Annotated in this window: 14 protein-coding genes and 1 tRNA gene; 10 read left to right on the top strand and 5 right to left on the bottom strand. The window is 72.5% G+C overall.

The annotated features are described in order from the left end of the window. Nucleotides 1-58 precede the first annotated feature (58 nt). Together ACZ470_RS10915 and ACZ470_RS10910 are read right to left on the bottom strand one after the other, a co-directional pair. Nucleotides 59-1,474, bottom strand: coding sequence for a DUF2252 domain-containing protein (locus tag ACZ470_RS10915; RefSeq protein WP_468426508.1), 1,416 nt, complete (start codon nt 1,472-1,474; stop codon nt 59-61). A 203-nt stretch (nt 1,475-1,677) separates the two neighbouring features. Further along, nucleotides 1,678-2,343, bottom strand: a complete 666-nt coding sequence (locus ACZ470_RS10910) for a ScbR family autoregulator-binding transcription factor (RefSeq protein ID WP_468426506.1) — start codon at nt 2,341-2,343, stop codon at nt 1,678-1,680. 223 nt (nt 2,344-2,566) lie between these two features. Here ACZ470_RS10910 and ACZ470_RS10905 point away from each other — a divergent pair, with 223 nt between their 5' ends. Together ACZ470_RS10905 and ACZ470_RS10900 are read left to right on the top strand one after the other, a co-directional pair. Continuing rightward, complete coding sequence (locus ACZ470_RS10905; RefSeq protein WP_468426504.1) at nt 2,567-3,553, top strand: ScbA/BarX family gamma-butyrolactone biosynthesis protein; 987 nt, start codon at nt 2,567-2,569, stop codon at nt 3,551-3,553. Then, entirely contained in the window at nt 3,550-4,476 is a 927-nt protein-coding gene (locus ACZ470_RS10900) for an NAD-dependent epimerase/dehydratase family protein (protein WP_468426503.1), read from the top strand. The genes ACZ470_RS10905 and ACZ470_RS10900 overlap by 4 nt, the downstream gene beginning before the upstream one ends. 33 nt (nt 4,477-4,509) lie before the next feature. On the opposite strand, the gene ACZ470_RS10895 is transcribed toward ACZ470_RS10900, so the two are convergent. Continuing rightward, nucleotides 4,510-5,142: a response regulator transcription factor gene (locus ACZ470_RS10895; protein WP_468426893.1), complete on the bottom strand. Its 633-nt coding sequence runs from the start codon at nt 5,140-5,142 to the stop codon at nt 4,510-4,512. A gap of 23 nt (nt 5,143-5,165) precedes the next feature. Continuing rightward, nucleotides 5,166-6,449, bottom strand: a complete 1,284-nt coding sequence (locus ACZ470_RS10890) for a sensor histidine kinase (RefSeq protein ID WP_468426501.1) — start codon at nt 6,447-6,449, stop codon at nt 5,166-5,168. A gap of 181 nt (nt 6,450-6,630) precedes the next feature. Here ACZ470_RS10890 and ACZ470_RS10885 point away from each other — a divergent pair, with 181 nt between their 5' ends. Both ACZ470_RS10885 and ACZ470_RS10880 read left to right on the top strand, forming a co-directional pair. Then, a complete protein-coding gene (locus ACZ470_RS10885; protein WP_468426499.1) occupies nt 6,631-7,377 on the top strand; it encodes an ABC transporter ATP-binding protein in 747 nt (248 codons plus the stop codon). Then, the gene (locus ACZ470_RS10880) at nt 7,371-9,815 is read left to right on the top strand and encodes an ABC transporter permease (protein WP_468426497.1); all 2,445 of its coding nucleotides are present in this window, start codon (nt 7,371-7,373) and stop codon (nt 9,813-9,815) included. The genes ACZ470_RS10885 and ACZ470_RS10880 overlap by 7 nt, the downstream gene beginning before the upstream one ends. Nucleotides 9,816-9,987: 172 nt before the next feature. On the opposite strand, the gene ACZ470_RS10875 is transcribed toward ACZ470_RS10880, so the two are convergent. Further along, nucleotides 9,988-10,071: transfer RNA gene (locus tag ACZ470_RS10875), tRNA-Leu, on the bottom strand. Nucleotides 10,072-10,582: 511 nt separating this feature from the next. On the opposite strand from ACZ470_RS10875, the gene ACZ470_RS10870 reads away from it, so the two are divergent. The 6 genes from ACZ470_RS10870 (at nt 10,583) to pknB (ending at nt 18,757) form a co-directional block, all read left to right on the top strand. Further along, on the top strand, nt 10,583-11,440 hold the full coding sequence (locus ACZ470_RS10870; RefSeq protein ID WP_468426495.1) for an FhaA domain-containing protein: 858 nt from the start codon (nt 10,583-10,585) through the stop codon (nt 11,438-11,440). A gap of 10 nt (nt 11,441-11,450) precedes the next feature. Next, entirely contained in the window at nt 11,451-11,960 is a 510-nt protein-coding gene (locus ACZ470_RS10865; protein WP_468426493.1) for an FHA domain-containing protein FhaB/FipA, read from the top strand. A 140-nt stretch (nt 11,961-12,100) separates the two neighbouring features. After that, nucleotides 12,101-13,639 carry a Stp1/IreP family PP2C-type Ser/Thr phosphatase gene (locus tag ACZ470_RS10860; RefSeq protein ID WP_468426892.1) on the top strand — a complete coding sequence of 513 codons (1,539 nt, stop codon included), beginning with the start codon at nt 12,101-12,103 and terminating at the stop codon, nt 13,637-13,639. A gap of 27 nt (nt 13,640-13,666) precedes the next feature. Next, nucleotides 13,667-15,115, top strand: a complete 1,449-nt coding sequence (locus ACZ470_RS10855) for an FtsW/RodA/SpoVE family cell cycle protein (protein WP_468426491.1) — start codon at nt 13,667-13,669, stop codon at nt 15,113-15,115. After that, entirely contained in the window at nt 15,112-16,587 is a 1,476-nt protein-coding gene (locus ACZ470_RS10850; RefSeq protein ID WP_468426489.1) for a peptidoglycan D,D-transpeptidase FtsI family protein, read from the top strand. Before ACZ470_RS10855 ends, ACZ470_RS10850 begins: the two co-directional genes overlap by 4 nt. Before the next feature lie 169 nt (nt 16,588-16,756). Beyond that, a complete protein-coding gene (pknB, locus tag ACZ470_RS10845; RefSeq protein WP_468426487.1) occupies nt 16,757-18,757 on the top strand; it encodes a Stk1 family PASTA domain-containing Ser/Thr kinase in 2,001 nt (666 codons plus the stop codon). Nucleotides 18,758-18,786 lie beyond the last annotated feature (29 nt).

Genomic DNA, 18,786 nt, shown 5'->3' with positions numbered 1-18,786 from the left:
GCACGGGCGCCACCGCCCGCCGCGGCGGCACACCCTCCGACCTGGCCCGGCGGGCCGCTCAGACCCCCGTCTCCGCGGCTATTCGTCCCGACCGGATCGCGGTCACCAGGTCCGTGTGGTCCGCCTCGGTGCGGTCGGCGTAGGCGACGGCGAAGGCCGCCACCGCCTCGTCCAGTTCGTCGTTCTTGCCGCAGTAGCCGGCGATCCTGCGGGGGTCGGCGCTGTGGGAGTGGGCGCGGGCCAGCAGGGCGCCGGTCATCCGGCCGTAGTCGTCGATCTGGTCGGCGGCCAGCGCGGCCGGGTCGACGCTGCCCTTGCGGTTGCGGAACTGGCGCACCTGGAACGGCCGGCCGTCGACCGTCGTCCAGCCCAGCAGATTGTCCGATATCACCTGCATCCGCTTCTGGCCGTGGACCACCCGCCGGCCCTCGTGACCGGCCTCGGGGGCGTCGAAGCCGGCCGTCGACAGATGCGGCACCAGGGCCGAGGGCCGGGCCTCCTTGACCTGGAGGACCAGGGGCTCGCCCCGGTGGTCGAGGAGCAGCACGACGTAGGAGCGGGTGCCCACGCTGCCCGTGCCGACCACGCGGAACGCCACGTCGTGCACGGCGTGCCGGGCCAGCAGCGGATGGCGGTCGGGCGGGAGCGTGCCGAGGTACTCCTCCAGCGCGGCGGCCACCGCGGCGGCCTCGCCGTCCGGTATCCGGCGCAGGACCGGCGGCGCGTCGACGAAGCGGCGTCCGCCGTCCTCGGTCGCCTCGGTCGACTTGGCCGCGAACCGCCCGCTGGTGTTGGCGCGGGCCTTCTCGGAGACCCGCTCCAGCGTGCCCAGCAGGTCGTGGGCGTCGGTGTGGGAGACCAGTTCCTCGTCCGCGATGGCGTTCCAGGCGTCCAGCGCCGGCAGCTTGGCCAGCAGCCGCATCGTGCGGCGGTAGGCACCCACGGTGTCGTGGGCCGCCGCCCGACAGGTGTCCTCGTCCGCTCCGGCCTCGCGCCCGGCGAGCACGAGGGAGGCGGCGAGCCGCTTGAGGTCCCACTCCCAGGGGCCGTGCACGGTCTCGTCGAAGTCGTTCAGGTCGATGACCAGTCCGCCGCGCGCGTCGCCGTAGAGGCCGAAGTTCGCCGCGTGGGCGTCGCCGCAGATCTGGGCACCGATCCGGGTCATGGGCGTGCGGGCCAGGTCGTAGGCCATGAGGCCCGCCGCACCGCGCAGGAAGGCGAACGGTGTCGCCGCCATCCTGCCCACCCGGATCGGGGCGAGCTCGGGCAGCCGGCCGCGGCTGGACTCCTCGACGGCGCTCACGGCGTCGGGGCGGGAGGCGTCCAGGTCGAGGGTGGCGTGCGCGGAGCGCGGGACCCGCTCGCGCAGGGCCTTGCCCTCGTCCTTGGGGCTGTCCCCGGCCGGCCACTGGGCGAATCCCGGCACCCTCGGCAGCCGGCGCGCCCGGCCCTCACCGCCGGCCCCGGCAGTCATCTCCGCGAAGCCATGAGCCCCGGAAACCCCCGAAACCCCCGGACCCCCCGCAACGACCTCCGCCACGGAAACCGCCTCCCCCCGTACCCCTACGTGCCGTACACACGTGCTGACATCGATCGTGCCGACCGTACAGGCGGCGGCCGAAACGCGTCAGACCCCTGTGGACAACTCCCGCGGTGTGGACAAGTCCGTGCCCGCGCCTACCCCGCCTCGGCCACCTCGCCCGCCATCGGCAGCAGGCTCCCCTCGGCGAGCAGCCGCCCCGCACGGTCCTGCGAGATGTCCAGCCGGGCCAGCACCGCCGGCACGGCCACGCCCGGCAGCATGTGGTGGAACAGCACCACGACCCGGTGCTCCAGGTCCTGCCGCTGGCAGCGCAACTGCGACAGGAGCTGCACCCCCGAGAAGCCCGCGACCAGCAGTTCCGCCGTCTCCGTGGGGTCGACGTGCGGCAGCAGCTCGCCTCCCGCCTTCGCCTCGGTCAGCGTCCTGGTGGTCTGGTCGATCCACATGCCGAACGCCGGAGTGCGGTCCAGGCCCAGCGCCCCCTGGTCCAGGGCCAGTCCGACGCTGGCCCGCACCAGCGGCTCGGTCCGCAGCCGCAGCGCCAGCACCAGACCGGAGTCGACGAGTTCCTGGAGCTTGCTGGACTGCGGCGGCAGGGAGATCGCCAGCTGCTCCTCGAACACGCCGAGCGCCAGTTCCTCCTTGGAACCGAAGTGGAAGTACAGCGCGCCCTTGGTGACCCCGGCCCGCTCCAGGATCTCCCCGATGGTCGCCGAGGTGTAGCCGCGTTCGTCGAAGACGGCCGCGGCCGCCTCCAGAATGGTCCTCCGGGTACGGATCGCGCGCTCCTGTCGCGCCATCGGGTGCCTCCTGATCTGCGTGGATCTCATGGATCTCGTGGGTCGCACCGTGCGGTCACCGTCAGGCTGCCGTGCAGCCGCCGTGAGGCCGCCGTGCGGACTGCCGTGTTGTGCGGGGCGCGTGGGCCGGTCCGGCGATGTGGATCACCCTTGGAAAAAAACCAACTCGTCCGTATCTTAGTGCGAACCGACCGGAGCCTGATTGTCGATCCCGGGGGTTCCCATGCCGCAGCCGGAGACCGCGAGCGCACCCATGGAGGATCAGACCGGACAGCGGGGCTCGCCCGCAAACACGGCCGGGGGGCCCGGCGCCCGCACCGTCACGGCCGAACTCGCCCACCGCCCCCGCGCCGCGGACGTCTTCCCGGTCGCATGGGTCCGGCAGTCGGACGTCCGCTTCCGGGTCACCGCCCACTGGCCCGCCGACCACGCCTTCTTCGCCCCCGCCGACGACCGCCACCAGGATCCGATGATCGTCGGCGAAACGTTGCGTCAGACCTCGATGGCCCTCGCCCACGCGGAGTTCGGCGCCCCCGCCGACACCCATTTCGTCATGCGTGACCTGGAGATCTGCACCGACCCGGAGCGGCTGCTGCTCGCGGACGCGGACGAGCCGGTCACCGTCGACGTCGTCTGCTCCGAGGTCCGCCGCCGGGGCCGCGGCCTGAACGGCATGCGCACCACGATGGAGTTCCACCGCGCGGGACACCTCGTCGCGCGGGGCACCGGCAGCACCGGCTGCACCTCACCGGCCGCCTACCGCCGTCTGCGCGAGGGGCGACTGGCCGCCTGGGACGCCCGAATACCGCTGCCGGAACCGGTGTCACCCGAACTGGTGGGCCGTCACCGCGCGGAGGACGTCGTCCTCGCGCCCGCCGACCGGCCCGGCAGCTGGCTGCTGCGGGTGCACACCGGGCACCCGGTCCTCTTCCCGCGCCCCAACGACCACGTCCCCGGCATGGTCCTGTTCGAGGCGGCCCGCCAGGCCGCGACCGCGGCTTCGGGCCGACGGCCCTTCCTGCCGTCCGAACTCGCCGTCTCCTTCAGCCGCTACGCCGAACTGGACAGCCCCTGCCTGATCGACACCGAAGTGCTCGTCAAGGGCGAGGACGAGGTGACGGTACGGGTGTCGGGCCGGCAGGAGGACGATCCCGTCTTCGCCGCCACCCTCTCCTGCGCGCCCACGGCCCCGGTACGGTCGCCGGCATGACCGTCGACCTCCTGATCACCGGCGCGACGGGCTTCATCGGCGGCCGGGTCGCGGCAGCGGCCCACGCGCGCCCCGGGGTCCGCGTCCGCTCCCTGTCCCGCCGTACGCCGTCCGGACCGCCGACCGGCGGGACGGTGCCCGGCGACCTCGCGGTCCCCCGCACCCTGCACGGCAGTTGCACCGGCGTCGACGTCCTCGTCCACTGCGCCTCCCGCGTGACCGGCGACCCGGAGTCCGTCGCCGCGGTCAACGACCACGGCACGAAGGCCCTGGTGGAGGAGGCCGTACGGAGCGGGGTGCGCCGGATCGTGTACGTGAGCACCGCCGCCGTCCACGGCCGGGGCCCCTTCCGCGGCGTACGGCCCGGCGAGGCACCGATCGCCCCCGTCTCCGCCACCAGCCGCACCCGAGCGGCGGCCGAACGGCATGTCCTCGACGCGGGCGGCCTGGTGCTGCGACCGCACCTGGTGCACGGCGCGGGCGACCGCTGGATGATCCCCGGACTGGTGGGCCTGCTGCGGGAGTTGTCCGCGACGGTGTCGGGCTGCGAGGCCCTCCAGTCGATGATCGACGTCGACACCCTGGGCCGGGCGGTCGTCGCCGCGGCGCTCTCCCCGCACCACGGCCCCGGCACCCACTACGTCGGCCACCCGGACCCCGTCCCCGCCTCGGAGCTGCTCGCGGCCGTGTGCGAAGGAGTGGAGCGGCCCGGCGGAGGCGCGGCGGTGGACGTCGCCACCGCCCGCGCGCGGGCCGCCGGCTCCCCGCGCGCGCTGCATCACCTCGACATGCTCACCGTCGACCACTGGTTCGCGGACGACGGCTTCTGGAAGGACCTGGACTGCTCACCGGGCGAGGGCTTCGCCCGTACGTTCACCCGCTCGGCGCCCTGGTACCGGTCGTACATCACGACGGCACGCTAAGAGGATTAAAAAACCGCCCGGTCGGTCTTTTGGTCAGTCGCGCAAGAACGCCAGCACCGCCAGCACCCGCCGATGCGTCTCGTCCGTGAGCGGCAGGTCCAGCTTGGTGAAGATGCTGCCGATGTGCTTGCCGACGGCGGCCTCGGACACCACCAGTTCACGGGCGATCGCGCCGTTGGACCTGCCCTCCGCGACCAGCGCCAGCACCTCCCGCTCCCGCGGTGACAGCCGCTCCAGCGGATCCCGGCGGCGGCGCAGCAACTGCCGTACCACCTCGGGGTCGACCACCGTGCCGCCGTCCGCGACCTCGCCCAGCGCGGTCACGAACTCCTCGATCCGGCCGACCCGGTCCTTCAGCAGATAGCCGATGCCCGTGCCGTCGCCCGAGTCGAGCAGGTCGGAGGCGTACCGGCGCTGCACGTACTGGCTGAGCACGAGGACGGGCAGCGTGGGCAGTTCGGTGCGCAGGCGCACGGCGGCGTGCAGGCCCTCGTCCTGGAACCCGGGAGGCATCCGCACGTCCGTCACCACGATGTCGGGCTTGTGCTCCCCGACGGCGGCGACCAGCGCCTCGGCGTCACCGACCGCCGCGACGACCTCGTGCCCGCACCGCTGGAGCAGGCCGATCAGGCCCTCGCGCAGCAGCACGCTGTCCTCGGCGAGCACCACGCGGAGCGCTCGGCCTTGTCTCAGGGGGAGCAGGGGGCGCAAGGAATCTCCACACGCAGCAGGGTCGGTCCGCCTTCCGGGCTGGACAGGGTGAGTCTGCCATCCAGCACCGACACCCGGTCGGCGAGTCCGGTCAGCCCGCTGCCCGCCCCGGCCCGCGCGCCGCCCCGGCCGTCGTCGCGCACCTCCAGCAGCAGCCGTCCGTCGCGGTGTCCGCCGCCCACCCGCGCGCGGCTCGCCCCGCTGTGCCGGGCGACGTTGGCGAGGGCCTCGCACACCACGAAGTACGCGGCGGCCTCCACCGACGTGGGCAGCCGGCCGGTCAGCTCCAGGTCCACGTCGACGGGGACGGCGGACCGGTCGGCGGCGTCGGCGACCGCGGCCGCGAGTCCGTAGTCGGCGAGGACCTGGGGGTGGATGCCGTGGATGAGCTCCCGCAGTTCCCGCAGCGCCCGGCCCGCCTCGTCGTGGGCCTTGGCGAGCTGGTCGGCGAGCGGTCCGGGCGGCGCGTCCAGGCGGGCCAGGCCGAGCGTCATCGACAGGGCGACCAGGCGCTGCTGCGCCCCGTCGTGCAGGTCGCGTTCGATGCGCCGTCGTTCCGCCTCGAAGGCGTCCACCAACCGCGCCCGGGACCGGGTCAGTTCGGCCACGCGGGCGTCCAGGCCCGCCTCGCGCGTCGCGATCAGCAGCCGGGTCAGCCCCGCGCGGGCGCCGGCCGCGACGCCCAGCAGATAGGCGCCCACGACGAGCAGGACGACGCCGAGCACGGCGACTGCGGCCGCCGCCGGCCAACTGGTGACCGTCCACAGCTTGAGCACCTTGGCCTCCCGGCCGTCCCCCACCGTGGCCATCAGCAGCGGGGTCGCGGTCACGGCGGCCGGGGCGAGCAGGCCGGCCGTGAGCGCGAGGGCGTCGACCGGCCACAGCAGGCCCGCGAACAGCAGGGCGTGCCCGAGCTCCCGCCAGGTGGCCCGCTCCCGCAGCCGCCGGGCCAGCCAGGGGCGCAGGCCGGGAGCCGGGGGCGGCAGATGCGGGTCGGGCGCCGGGTCCCGGTCGACCAGCCGCAGCCGCCGGCGCTCCAGCCGGGCCACCGGTATGCCCGCGAGGGCGGTGCCGAGGAGCAGCGGCAGGCCCACCAGGACGAGCGCGAGGACCCCTCCGGCCACCACCGACACCACGAGGCCCACGAGGAGGGCCGCACCGCTCACCGCGCCGGTGAGCAGGTACCCGGCCGAGCGCCACGGCCACGGCGACAGCGCGTAGCCGGGACGGGACATGGCCCGCCAGAGGTTTCGAGGCTGCATGGGGATCACCGTAGAAGCCGCCACCGCGCGGAGCCATCGGCCTGGGCGGAGCCCTAGGGGTATGCCTGGCCCTACCCCGTTTCTCGCCCCTGCCGCACTGCGCCGACCCGCCCCCGGACGGTTTCGTTCCCCCTGTTCGGCCGGCCCGGAACAGCCGGGCCCCACAGGAAACGGGGGACACATGAGCCAGTTGCACACGGACGCCGTCACCTTGCGGCGGGTGAGCCGCCGGTACGGGGCGGGCGACAGCGCGGTGAGCGCGCTGGACGACGTCTCCCTCACCTTCCCGCGCGGGAGCTTCACCGCCGTGATGGGGCCCTCCGGCTCCGGCAAGTCGACGCTGCTCCAGTGCGCCGCCGGCCTGGACCGGCCCACCTCGGGCTCGGTCACCGTCGGCGGCACCGAGCTGACCGGGCTCGGTGAGCGACGGCTGACCCTACTGCGCCGCGAGCGCATCGGGTTCGTGTTCCAGGCGTTCAACCTGCTGCCGGCCCTGACCGCCGAGCAGAACGTCGCCCTCCCGCTGCGGCTGGCCGGACGGCGCGTGCCGCGGGCCCGGATCCGTGAGGCGCTGCGCCAGGTCGGACTCGGTGACCGCGCCCGGCACCGGCCCGCCGAGCTCTCCGGCGGCCAGCAGCAACGGGTCGCGCTGGCCCGTGCCCTGATCACCCGTCCCGATGTGCTGTTCGCCGACGAGCCGACCGGGGCGCTGGACTCCCGCACCGGACGCGAGGTCCTCGCACTGCTGCGCGGGATGGCCGACCGGGAGGGCCAGACGGTCGTCATGGTGACCCACGACCCGGTGGCCGCCGCCCGCGCGGACCGCGTGGTGTTCCTGGTCGACGGCCGCGTCCACGGCGAGCTGGCCGGGGCGGACGCCGAGGCCGTCGCCGCGCGGATGACCGGTCTGGAGGCCGTGCCGTGCTGAGCCTCGCCCTGCGCACCCTGCGCGCCCGGTGGTACACCTTCGCCGGGAGTTTCACCGCCCTCGCCCTGGGCGTGGCCCTGCTCACCGTCATGGGACTCGGCCTCGCCTCCTCCCTGGACGCCCCCGCGCGGGGACCGGAGCGGTTCGCCGCCGCCCCCGTCGTGGTCCAGGGCGCGGACACGCTGCGCGTACCGACGCCGAACGGCGACCGGACCGAGCGGCTGGCGCACCCGCGCGCGGTGCCGGACGCGACCGTGGCGAAGCTGCGCCGGCTCGGCGCCGTCGTCGCGGACCGCTCCTACCCCGTCCGCGCGGAGGGCGGGCCCGCCGGGCTGACCGGCCACCCGTGGTCCACCGCCGCGCTCGCCCCGTACGAGCTGACGGCGGGCCGCGCGCCCCGCGCGGACGACGAGGTCGTCGTCGGCGGCGACTGGGCACGGCCCGGCGAGCGGGTGCGCACGGACCACGGCATGGTGCGGGTCGTGGGCACCGTGGCCGACCGCGGCTTCGAGCACGCCGTCTTCCACACCGACGCCCGCGCCGCCGCCCTGTCCCCGGCCGTCCATCAGCTGGCCGTCGACGCCGACCCGGAGGCCGTACGGGAGGCGGTGCGCGGCGCCGCGGGCGTCCGGGTCCTCACCGGCGACGACCGCCGGTACGCCGACACCGGGCCCGAGCGCGACCGCGAGGCACTGACCGCGCTGAACGCCCTGTTCGGCACGGCGGGCGGCGTCTCCGCCTTCGTCTCGGTGTTCGTGGTGGCCTCCACCTTCGCCTTCGCGGTCGCCCAGCGGCGCCGGGAGTTCGGGCTGCTGCGCACCGCGGGGGCCACCCCGGGACGGATACGGCGCATGGTGGTCCTGGAGGCCCTGCTGGTCGGGGTGCTCGCCTCGGCCACCGGCTGCGCGCTCGGCGGATGGGCGGCGCCGCGGCTCGTCGCGTGGATGGTGGACGTGGAGCTGGCGCCGCCCTGGTTCACCGTCGGCGACGCGGGCTGGCCGTACCACGTGGCGTTCTGGACGGGGCTCCTCGTGGCCCTGTGCGGTGTCGTCGCGGCCTCCTGGCGGGCGGGGCGGACGGGGCCCGTCGAGGCGCTGCGCGAGGCGTCCGCCGACACCCGGGCGATGACCCCGGGGCGGTGGCTGTGCGGCGCGGGTCTGCTGCTCACCGCCGTGGTGATGCTCGTCGTCTCCCTGCTCGGCGATCCCGGCGACCTGCTGCACCGCAAGACCTACGTCAGCCGGCCCATGCTGCTGATCACCGCGGCCGCGGTGCTCGCCCCGCTCGCCGTGCGGCCGCTCGTCCGGCTGCCGCACCGGCTCCCGGGGGCGGTCGGCATGCTGGTGCGGGAGAACGCGGCCGCCGGGGTGCGCCGTACGGCCGCCGTCGCCGCGCCCGTGCTGGTCACGGTCGCCCTCGCGGGCTCGTTGCTCGGCGCCACCGCCACCCTGGACCGGGCCAGGGCCGCCGAGGCGCGGGAGCGGACCACCGCCGCGTTCGTCGTCACGGCCGCGGGCGACGGCGCCTTCGACGCGCGGACGCTGGAGCGGCTGCGCGCGGTTCCCGGCGCCCGGGTGTCGGCGAGCGCGCCGAGCGCGGTGTACGTCCTGGAGGAGGGCGTGGCCCTGATCAGGTCCGACGCCCGTGCCGCCGACCCCGGGGCGCTGGCGGCCACCGCGCGGCTGCCGCTCGCCGCGGGGAAGGTCACGGACCTGGACGACGACTCGATCGTCGTCAACGAGGAGTGGGAGCGGCACACGGTCGGGGAGCGCGTGCGGGTGTGGCTCGGGGACGGCACGGAGCGGACGCTGCGGATCGCCGCGGTGATGACCACCGGCACCGGGGACAACGGCGTCCTCGTGACCCCGGCCAACGCGCCGGGCGCCCGCGTCGACCGGGTGGACGTCGCCCTCGCGGACGGCGCCGACGCGCGCGTGGTGGCCGCCGCCCTGGAGCGGGCGGCGCGGCCCGCCGGCGGTCGGGTCCTCACCGGGGACGAGTGGCCGGCGGCCACGGCTCCGGGGACGGAACGCACCACCCGTTACGGCCTCCTGCTGGTCCTCGGCATCGCCCTGCTCTACACGGGCATCTCCCTGGCCAACACCACGGTCATGGCGACCTCGGAGCGGGTGCGCGATCTGGCGGTGCTGCGGCTGGCCGGGGCCACGCGGTGGCAGGTGCTGCGGCTGGTGGGCGCGGAGTCGCTGACGGTGGTCGTGGCCGGCGCCGTACTGGGCCTGACCGTGGCCGCGCTCAACCTGGGCGGGATGTGGGCCGCCCTGCGCCTCCAGTCGGCCCCCGCCCCGCTCGTCCTTCCCTGGACGGCCCTCGCCGCGGTCACGGCCGCCTGCGCCCTGCTCGCCACGGCCCCCGCCGTCGTGTCCGCCGCGCTCGCCCTGCGCCGGCCCGCACTGGAACCGGCGGGCACCCGCGAGTGACGCCCTTCGGGACCGGCTCGGGACCGGCCGCCCGGGGCCGCCACGGGTGAACATCACGCCACTTCACAGCGAAAAGGATCATGAGATGTTCCTCACACGCCACCCCGCCCCCGCACCGCCCTGAGACATGCGAAACGGGCGGCATCCGATGGATGCCGCCCGTTCGACGGTGTGCGCGAGGGGGGAGTTGAACCCCCACGCCCTTGCGGGCACTGGAACCTGAATCCAGCGCGTCTGCCTATTCCGCCACCCGCGCATTGGGTGTGTCTTCCGGCCCCGGCCCCTTGGGGCCCCGCGCCTTCCGACATCCAGAACATTAGCACGCTGGTCGGGGTGGATTCACATCCCTTTCCCCGCGACCGCCCCGACCGGCGCCGATCCCGTCCGCACACCTCCCGGCCGGCCTGCCGCGGCCGATCGTGTCGCGGCCATGACCGGTTCACGTATCAACCTCGTACCGGTAGTCCCCGTCTCCCCAGGAGCCGGACGGAGTCCACAGCCGGGTGCGGGACACTGGTCTGCGGCCCCCTCTACGATCCATGGCGGAACGACGCGCACGAGCACGGCCGAAGGAGTTCGCCGAAGGAGTTCGAAGAGGAGCCCCGGAGGGAACTTCGTCAGGCGTCGACACCCGTCGACCGGGCGGACAGGGGGAACCAGCCGATCGACCGGCGCGTGGATACGATCAGTAAGCAGTACCAGGTAAGCGGTGCACGAAACGGCGCACCGGGCAGTACACAGGACAACGGCGACGGAGGAGGTGCCCCATGGGAGTCCTGAAGAAGTTCGAGCAGCGTCTCGAAGGTTTGGTCAACGGCACCTTCGCCAAAGTGTTCAAGTCCGAGGTGCAGCCCGTGGAGATCGCGGGAGCGCTCCAGCGGGAGTGCGACAACAACGCCACCATCTGGAACCGCGACCGCACCGTCGTACCCAACGACTTCATCGTCGAACTGAGCACCCCGGACTTCGAGCGGCTCAGCCCCTACTCCGGGCAGCTCGGCGACGAGCTCGCCGGCATGGTGCGCGACTACGCCAAGCAGCAGCGCTACACCTTCATGGGCCCCATCAAGGTGCACCTGGAGAAGGCCGACGACCTCGACACCGGCCTGTACCGGGTGCGCAGCCGCACGCTCGCCTCCTCCGCCAGCCAGGCCCCCGGAGCCGCGGGCCCCGGCGGCGCCCCGCCGGCCGGCCGCCCCGGCGGCTACGGCTACCCGCCCGCCGGTCCCGTCGCCGCCCCGCCCATGCCGTCCGCGCCGCCCCCCGGCAGGCCCGGCGGCGGTTACGGCTACCCGCAGCCCGCCGGCGGCCAGCGGCCCCCCGCCACCCCCGCGCCCGGCGGACGCACCCGCTACTGGATCGAGATCAACGGCACCCGCCACCAGATCTCCCGCGCCACCCTCGTGATGGGCCGCAGCACCGAGGCCGACGTGCGGATCGACGATCCCGGCGTCTCCCGCCGGCACTGCGAGATCCGGACCGGAACGCCCTCGACGATCCAGGATCTCGGATCCACCAACGGCATCGTGGTGGACGGACAGCACACCACCCGCGCTACGCTCCGCGACGGCTCGCGGATCGTCGTGGGCAGCACCACCGTTATCTATAGGCAAGCCGAAGGGTGAAGCGGGGGCAATGTCAGAGCTGACCCTCACGGTCATGCGGCTGGGGTTCCTGGCCGTACTGTGGCTGTTCGTGATCGTGGCCGTGCAGGTCATCCGGAGTGACCTGTTCGGAACCCGCGTCACCCAGCGCGGATCCCGGCGGGACTCCGGCCGGGCGCAGCAGGCCGCCCGCCAGGCACCGCCGCAGCAGCGCCAGCAGCCCGCCGGCGGCCGCCGCGGCCGCAACACCCCCACCAAGCTGGTCGTGACCGAAGGCACCCTCACCGGTACCACCGTCGCCCTCCAGGGCCAGACCATCACCCTGGGCCGGGCGCACGACAGCACGATCGTGCTGGACGACGACTACGCCTCCAGCCGCCATGCCAGGATCTACCCGGACCGCGACGGCCAGTGGATCGTCGAGGACCTGGGCTCCACCAACGGCACCTACCTGGACCGGACCCGGCTGACGACCCCCACACCGATTTCGCTGGGCGCACCGATCCGCATCGGCAAGACCGTCATCGAGCTGCGGAAGTAGTGCCACGTCATGAATGAGTGCGAGCGGAGCGAGCACGCAGTGGGGGTCCCCACCCAGGGGCCCGGCGCGCTCCCGACCGGAGGGTGGGCAGTGTGGCTCGACACGACCGGCTGTACCCGGAGCCGACAGGCGAGGTGCGCATGAGTCTGTCCCTGCGCTTCGCCGCCGGATCGCACAAGGGGATGATCCGGGAGGGCAACGAGGACTCCGGTTACGCCGGTCCGCGCCTGCTCGCCATCGCCGACGGCATGGGCGGCGCCGCCGCCGGCGAGGTCGCCTCCTCCGAGGCGATCTCCACCATCGTCGCCCTCGACGACGACGTCCCCGGGTCCGACCTGCTCACCTCGCTCGGCGCGGCCGTCCAGCGGGCCAACGACCAGCTGCGCATGATGGTCGAGGAGGACCCCCAGCTCGAGGGCATGGGCACCACCCTGACCGCCCTCCTGTGGACCGGCCAGCGCCTCGGCATGGTGCACGTCGGCGACTCCCGCGCCTACCTCCTGCGCGACGGCGTCCTCACCCAGATCACCCAGGACCACACCTGGGTGCAGCGGCTGGTCGACGAGGGCCGGATCACCGAGGAGGAGGCCACCACCCACCCGCAGCGGTCCCTGCTGATGCGGGCCCTCGGCAGCGGCGAACACGTCGAACCCGACCTGTCGATCCGCGAGGTCCGGGCCGGCGACCGCTATCTGATCTGCTCCGACGGCCTGTCCGGCGTGGTCTCCCACCAGACCCTCGAGGACGCCCTGGCCAGCTACCAGGGCCCCGAGGAGACCGTCCAGAACCTGATCGAGCTGGCACTGCGCGGCGGCGGCCCCGACAACATCACCGTGATCGTCGCCGACGTCCTGGACCTCGACACCGGTGACACCCTCGCCGGGCAGCTGTCCGACACCCCCGTCGTGGTCGGCGCCGTCGCCGAGAACCAGAACCAGCTGCACGACAACGGCATCATGCAGACCCCGGCCGGCCGCGCCTCCGGTCTCGGCCGCCGGCGCAAGGAGGGCGGCGGCGAGTTCGGCCCGCCCGGCAGCGGCGACGTCACCGGCTTCATCCCCACCGACGGCTTCGGCTACGGCGACGACGACTTCGTCAAGCCCGCCAAGAACCGCCGGTGGCTCAAGAGGTCCGTGTACGGGCTGCTCGCGCTCGCCGTCCTCGGCGGCGGCCTGTACGGCGGCTGGCGCTGGACCCAGACCCAGTACTACGTCGGCACCAACGGCGAGCACGTCGCCCTGTACCGGGGCATCAACCAGGACCTGGCCTGGGTCTCCCTCTCGGAGGTCGAGAAGGACCACCCCGAGATCGAACTCAAGTACCTGCCTCCCTACCAGCAGAAGCTGGTCGAGGCGACCATCGTCGAAGGCGACCTGTACGGCGCACGGGCGAAGATCGAGGAACTGTCGGTGCAGGCCTCGGCGTGCAAGAAGCAGGCCGAGCGGCGTGCCGCCGAGAGCGAGAACAACGCGAAGACCGGTGAGGGCGAGGCCGGAGGCACCACGGGAACCACGCCCGCCTCCTTCACGTCCAAGGCTTCGCCTTCGCCGAACCCCTCGGGCTCGCCGAAGGCCCCGGAGCAGTCCACGCCCCCGTCCACGACCGCACCCACTCCCAGCCCCGGCCCCAGCCTCTCGGAGGAGGAGCAGAAGGTCGTCTCGCTGTGCGGTAAGCAGTAGGCAAGCCGTGAGAGGCCCTGTCACACGATGAGCAGTACTACCAACCCGTCGACGCAGCACACGTCCACGATCGGCGCGATCGGCGCGCCCAGCCGCCGCAACACCGAGCTGGCGCTCCTGGTGTTCGCCGTCGTCATCCCGGTCTTCGCCTACGCCAATGTGGGCCTGGCCCTCGACGACCAGGTGCCCGCCGGGCTGCTGAGCTACGGCGTCGGTCTCGGCCTGATGGCGGGCGTGGGCCATCTCGCCGTACGGAAGTTCGCCCCGTACGCGGATCCCCTGCTGCTGCCCATCGCGACGCTGCTGAACGGCATCGGACTGGTCGCCATCTGGCGCCTGGACCAGTCGGAGCGCCTCCAGGCGAGCCGGACGTTCGTCGAGGCGGCACCACGCCAGCTGATGTACTCGGCGCTCGGCGTCGCCCTGTTCGTGGCCGTGCTGTTCTTCCTCAAGGACCACCGCGTCCTCCAGCGCTACACCTACATCTCCATGGCCGGCGCACTGGTGCTGCTGCTCCTGCCACTGGTCCCGGGCCTCGGCCACAACGTCTTCGGCGCGAGGATCTGGATCAAGATCCCCGGTCTCGGAACCCTTCAGCCGGGCGAGTTCGCCAAGATCGTCCTCGCGGTCTTCTTCGCGGGCTACCTGATGGTCAAACGCGACGCCCTGGCCCTCGCCAGCCGCCGCTTCATGGGGCTCTACCTGCCCCGCGGCCGTGACCTCGGCCCGATCATCGTCGTCTGGATCATCTCCATCCTGATCCTGGTCTTCGAGACCGACCTCGGCACCTCGCTGCTGTTCTTCGGCATGTTCGTGATCATGCTGTACGTCGCCACCGAGCGGACCAGCTGGATCGTGTTCGGCCTGCTGATGTCCGCGGCCGGCGCCGTCGGCGTGGCGAGCTTCGAGCCGCACATCCAGACGCGTGTGCAGGCCTGGCTCGACCCGATGCGCGAGTTCGAGCTCAGCCGCGCCGGGGTCCAGGACGGCATCGTCCACTCCGAGCAGGCCATGCAGGCCCTGTGGGCCTTCGGCTCCGGCGGAACCCTCGGCACCGGCTGGGGCCAGGGCAACTCCGACCTCATCGGCTTCGCTTCCAACTCCGACTTCATCCTCGCCACCTTCGGCGAGGAGATCGGCCTGGCCGGCGTCATGGCGCTGATCCTGCTCTACGCGCTGATCGTGGAGCGGGGTGTGCGTACCGCGCTCGCCGCCCGTGACCCGTTCGGCAAGCTGCTCGCCATCGGCCTGTCCGGCGCCTTCGCGCTCCAGGTCTTCGTCGTCGCCGGCGGCGTCATGGGCCTCATCCCGCTGACCGGTATGACGATGCCCTTCCTGGCGTACGGAGGTTCCTCCGTCATCGCCAACTGGGCGCTGATCGGCATCCTGCTCAGGATCAGCGACACCGCACGCCGCCCGGCGCCCGCCCCCGCCGCCAACCCCGACGCCGAGATGACCCAGGTGGTCCGCCCGTGAACAAGCCCCTGCGCCGGGTCGCGATCTTCTGCGGCCTGCTCATGCTCGCTCTGCTCGTCCGCAACAACTGGATCCAGTACGCCCAGGCCGACAAGCTGCGGACCGACGAGAACAACCGCCGTGTCGCCATCGAGCGGTACTCCTCACCGCGCGGCGACATCATCGTCGACGGCGAGCCCATCACCGGGCACAAGGCGACCAAGGGCGACTTCGCGTACAAGCGCACCTACAAGGACGGCGCCATGTGGGCGCCCGTCACCGGCTACGTCTCCCAGGCCTTCGGCGCCAACCAGCTGGAGTCGATCGAGGACGGCATCCTCACCGGCAACGACGACCGCCTGTTCTTCCGCAACACGCTCGACATGCTGACGGGCAAGAACAAGGAGGGCGGCAACGTCGTCACCACCCTCAACGGCGCCGCCCAGAAGGCCGCCTACGAGGGCTTGAAGAAGCAGGGCGGCAAGGGCTCCGTCGTCGCTCTGGAACCGTCCACCGGCAAGATCCTCGCGCTGGCCTCCTTCCCGTCGTACGACCCGTCCACGATCGCCGGCAACAGCCTCGACACGGACACCAAGGCCTGGCAGAAGCTCCAGAAGAAGAACAACCCGGACGACCCGATGCTCAACCGGGCGCTGCGCGAGGTCTACCCGCCCGGCTCGACCTTCAAGGTCGTCACCGCGGCCGCCGCGCTGGAGCACGGGCTGGTCGAGGACGCGGAACAGAAGACCGAGACGCCGCTGCCGTGGACCATGCCGGGCACCACGACCGAGCTGAAGAACGACGGCAACCTGCCCTGCGAGGACGCCACCCTGCGCGAGGCGCTGCGGGTGTCCTGCAACACCGTCTTCGGCAAGGTCGGCTCCGACCTCGGCAACGACAAGATGCTGGAGACGGCCAAGAAGTTCGGCTTCACCGAGGAGCAGTTCACCCCGGTCCGCTCCAGCGCCTCCGTGTTCTCCGACAACATGGAGCCCTCGCAGGTCGCGCTCTCCTCCATCGGCCAGTTCAACACCGCCGCCACCCCGCTCCAGATGGCCATGGTCTCCGCCGCCGTCGCGAACAACGGCACCCTGATGAAGCCGTACATGGTCGACGAGCTCCAGTCCCCCGGCCTCGACACCATCGAGAAGACGGACCCGGAGGAGCTGAGCGAGCCGATGTCGGCGAAGAACGCGCAGATCCTCCAGTCGATGATGGAGACCGTCGTCAACGACGGCACCGGCTCCAACGCGCGGATCCCCGGCGTCACGGTCGGCGGCAAGACCGGCACGGCCCAGCACGGCGAGAACAACAGCAAGAACCCCTACGCGTGGTTCATCTCCTACGCCAAGAGCGACGACGGAAGCTCGCCCGTGGCCGTCGCGGTCGTCATCGAGGACGAGAACGCCGTGCGCGGCGACATCTCCGGCGGTGGCCTCGCGGCACCGATCGCCAAGAACGTGATGGAGGCGGTCATCAAGAGCAAGCAGTGACCCCCGTCACGTCTGCTTCACATCGGTGCACGTTGCGGTACCGGTCCTGTATCGGCTGACGCACTTGGCCAGGTCACACAAATCGAGCCGGGTACGGTAGGCCCGGACGGCAGCCTCCGGCGGCACGAGTGTGCCGCCCGGGACCGACGGAGAGGGCTGGTAGGTAGCTATGGAAGAGCCGCGTCGCCTCGGCGGCCGGTACGAACTGGGCCAGGTGCTCGGTCGCGGTGGCATGGCGGAGGTCTACCTCGCGCATGACACCCGCCTCGGCCGCACCGTGGCAGTGAAGACGCTGCGCGCCGATCTCGCGCGCGACCCGTCCTTCCAGGCCCGGTTCCGCCGGGAGGCCCAGTCGGCCGCCTCGCTCAACCATCCCGCGATCGTCGCGGTCTACGACACGGGCGAGGACTACATCGACAACGTGTCGATCCCGTACATCGTCATGGAGTACGTCGACGGCTCCACGCTCCGTGAGCTCCTGCACAGCGGCCGCAAGCTGCTGCCGGAGCGGACGCTGGAGATGACCATCGGCATCCTCCAGGCACTGGAGTACTCCCACCGGGCCGGCATCGTCCACCGTGACATCAAGCCCGCCAACGTCATGCTGACGCGCAACGGCCAGGTCAAGGTCATGGACTTCGGCATCGCCCGTGCGATGGGCGACTCCGGCATGACGATGACGCAGACCGCCGCCGTCATCGGCACCGCGCAGTACCTCTCGCCGGAGCAGGCCAAGGGCGAGCAGGTCGACGCGCGGTCCGACCTGTACTCCACCGGCTGTCTGCTGTACGAGCTGCTGACCGTCCGCCCGCCCTTCGTGGGCGACTCCCCGGTCGCGGTCGCCTACCAGCACGTACGGGAGGAGCCGCAGCCGCCGAGCGTCTTCGACCCCGAGATCACGCCCGAGATGGACGCGATCGTGCTGAAGGCGCTGGTCAAGGACCCCGACTACCGGTACCAGTCGGCCGACGAGATGCGCGCCGACATCGAGGCCTGCCTCGACGGCCAGCCGGTCGCGGCGACCGCCGCGCTGGGCGCGGTCGGCTACGGCGGCTACCCCGACGACCAGCCGACGACGGCACTGCGCGCGGACGCCGGCGCCGGGGCGGCCACCTCGATGCTGCCGCCCATGAACCCGGACGACGGCGGCTACGGCTACGACGAGCGCCAGAGCCGGCGCCGCCCGCCGAAGAAGAACAACACCTCGACGATATTGCTGGTCGTGGCGGGTGTCCTGGTCCTCATCGGCGCGATCCTGATCGGCCGCTGGGCCATCAGCGGCAGCGGAGGCGTGGGCAACGACACCGTCGCGACCCCGACCTTCATCGGCGAGACGAGAGACGGCGCCGAGAAACTCGCCGCCAACAGCGACTTGAAGCTCAGCTTCGAGGAGAAGCCCTGCGAGAACCAGAGCAAGGGCAAGATCTGCGAGCAGAACCCCGAGGCGGGCACCAAGGTCGACAAGGACTCCACCGTCAGCCTGGTGGTCTCCACCGGGGCGCCGAAGGTGGCGGTGCCGAGCGTCGTCGGCGACAGCCTCGAGGACGCCAAGGCCGAGCTGGAGGGCGACAAGTACGAGTTCGTCGTGGAGACCGAGCAGGAGGAGTCCACGGAGGAACCCGGCACCGTCCTCAAGCAGGACCCGGGGCTCGGCGAGGAGGTGGAGAAGGGCACCACCATCACCCTCACCGTCGCCAAGGCGGAGGCCAAGTCCACGGTCCCGGACGTCGTCAACAAGACCTGTGACGAGGCCAAGGCGCAGATGACGGCCAACGAACTCGTGGGCAACTGCACCGAGGAGGAGACGGACGACCCGAACCTGGTCGGCAAGGTCATCCGCACCACCCCGACCGCGAGCACCCAGGTCGACAAGAACTCCCAGGTACAGATCGTCATCGGCAAGGCCAAGCAGAACGAGCAGGTGGCCGTCCCGAACGTGAACGGCCAGACCCTCAAGGACGCCCAGAGGATGCTCCAGGAGAACGGGCTGGCGGTCGGTAACATCGTCGGTTCGCAGGACCCCAACTCCCGCGTCCTCGGCTCCACCCCGCCCCAGGGCACCCAGGTGCAGAAGGGCACCGCGGTCAGTCTGATCACCGCGGATCAGGGCGGTAACAACGGAGGCAACGACGGCGGCATCTTCGGCGGCCCCAACGGCGACGACGACTGACCCGCGGTCCCCGCACGACAGGAGCCCCG

The organism is Streptomyces sp. NPDC031111 (assembly GCF_055570675.1).
Note: the sequence above shows the minus strand (reverse complement) of the source record. Positions and strands in the feature narration are given on the sequence as shown.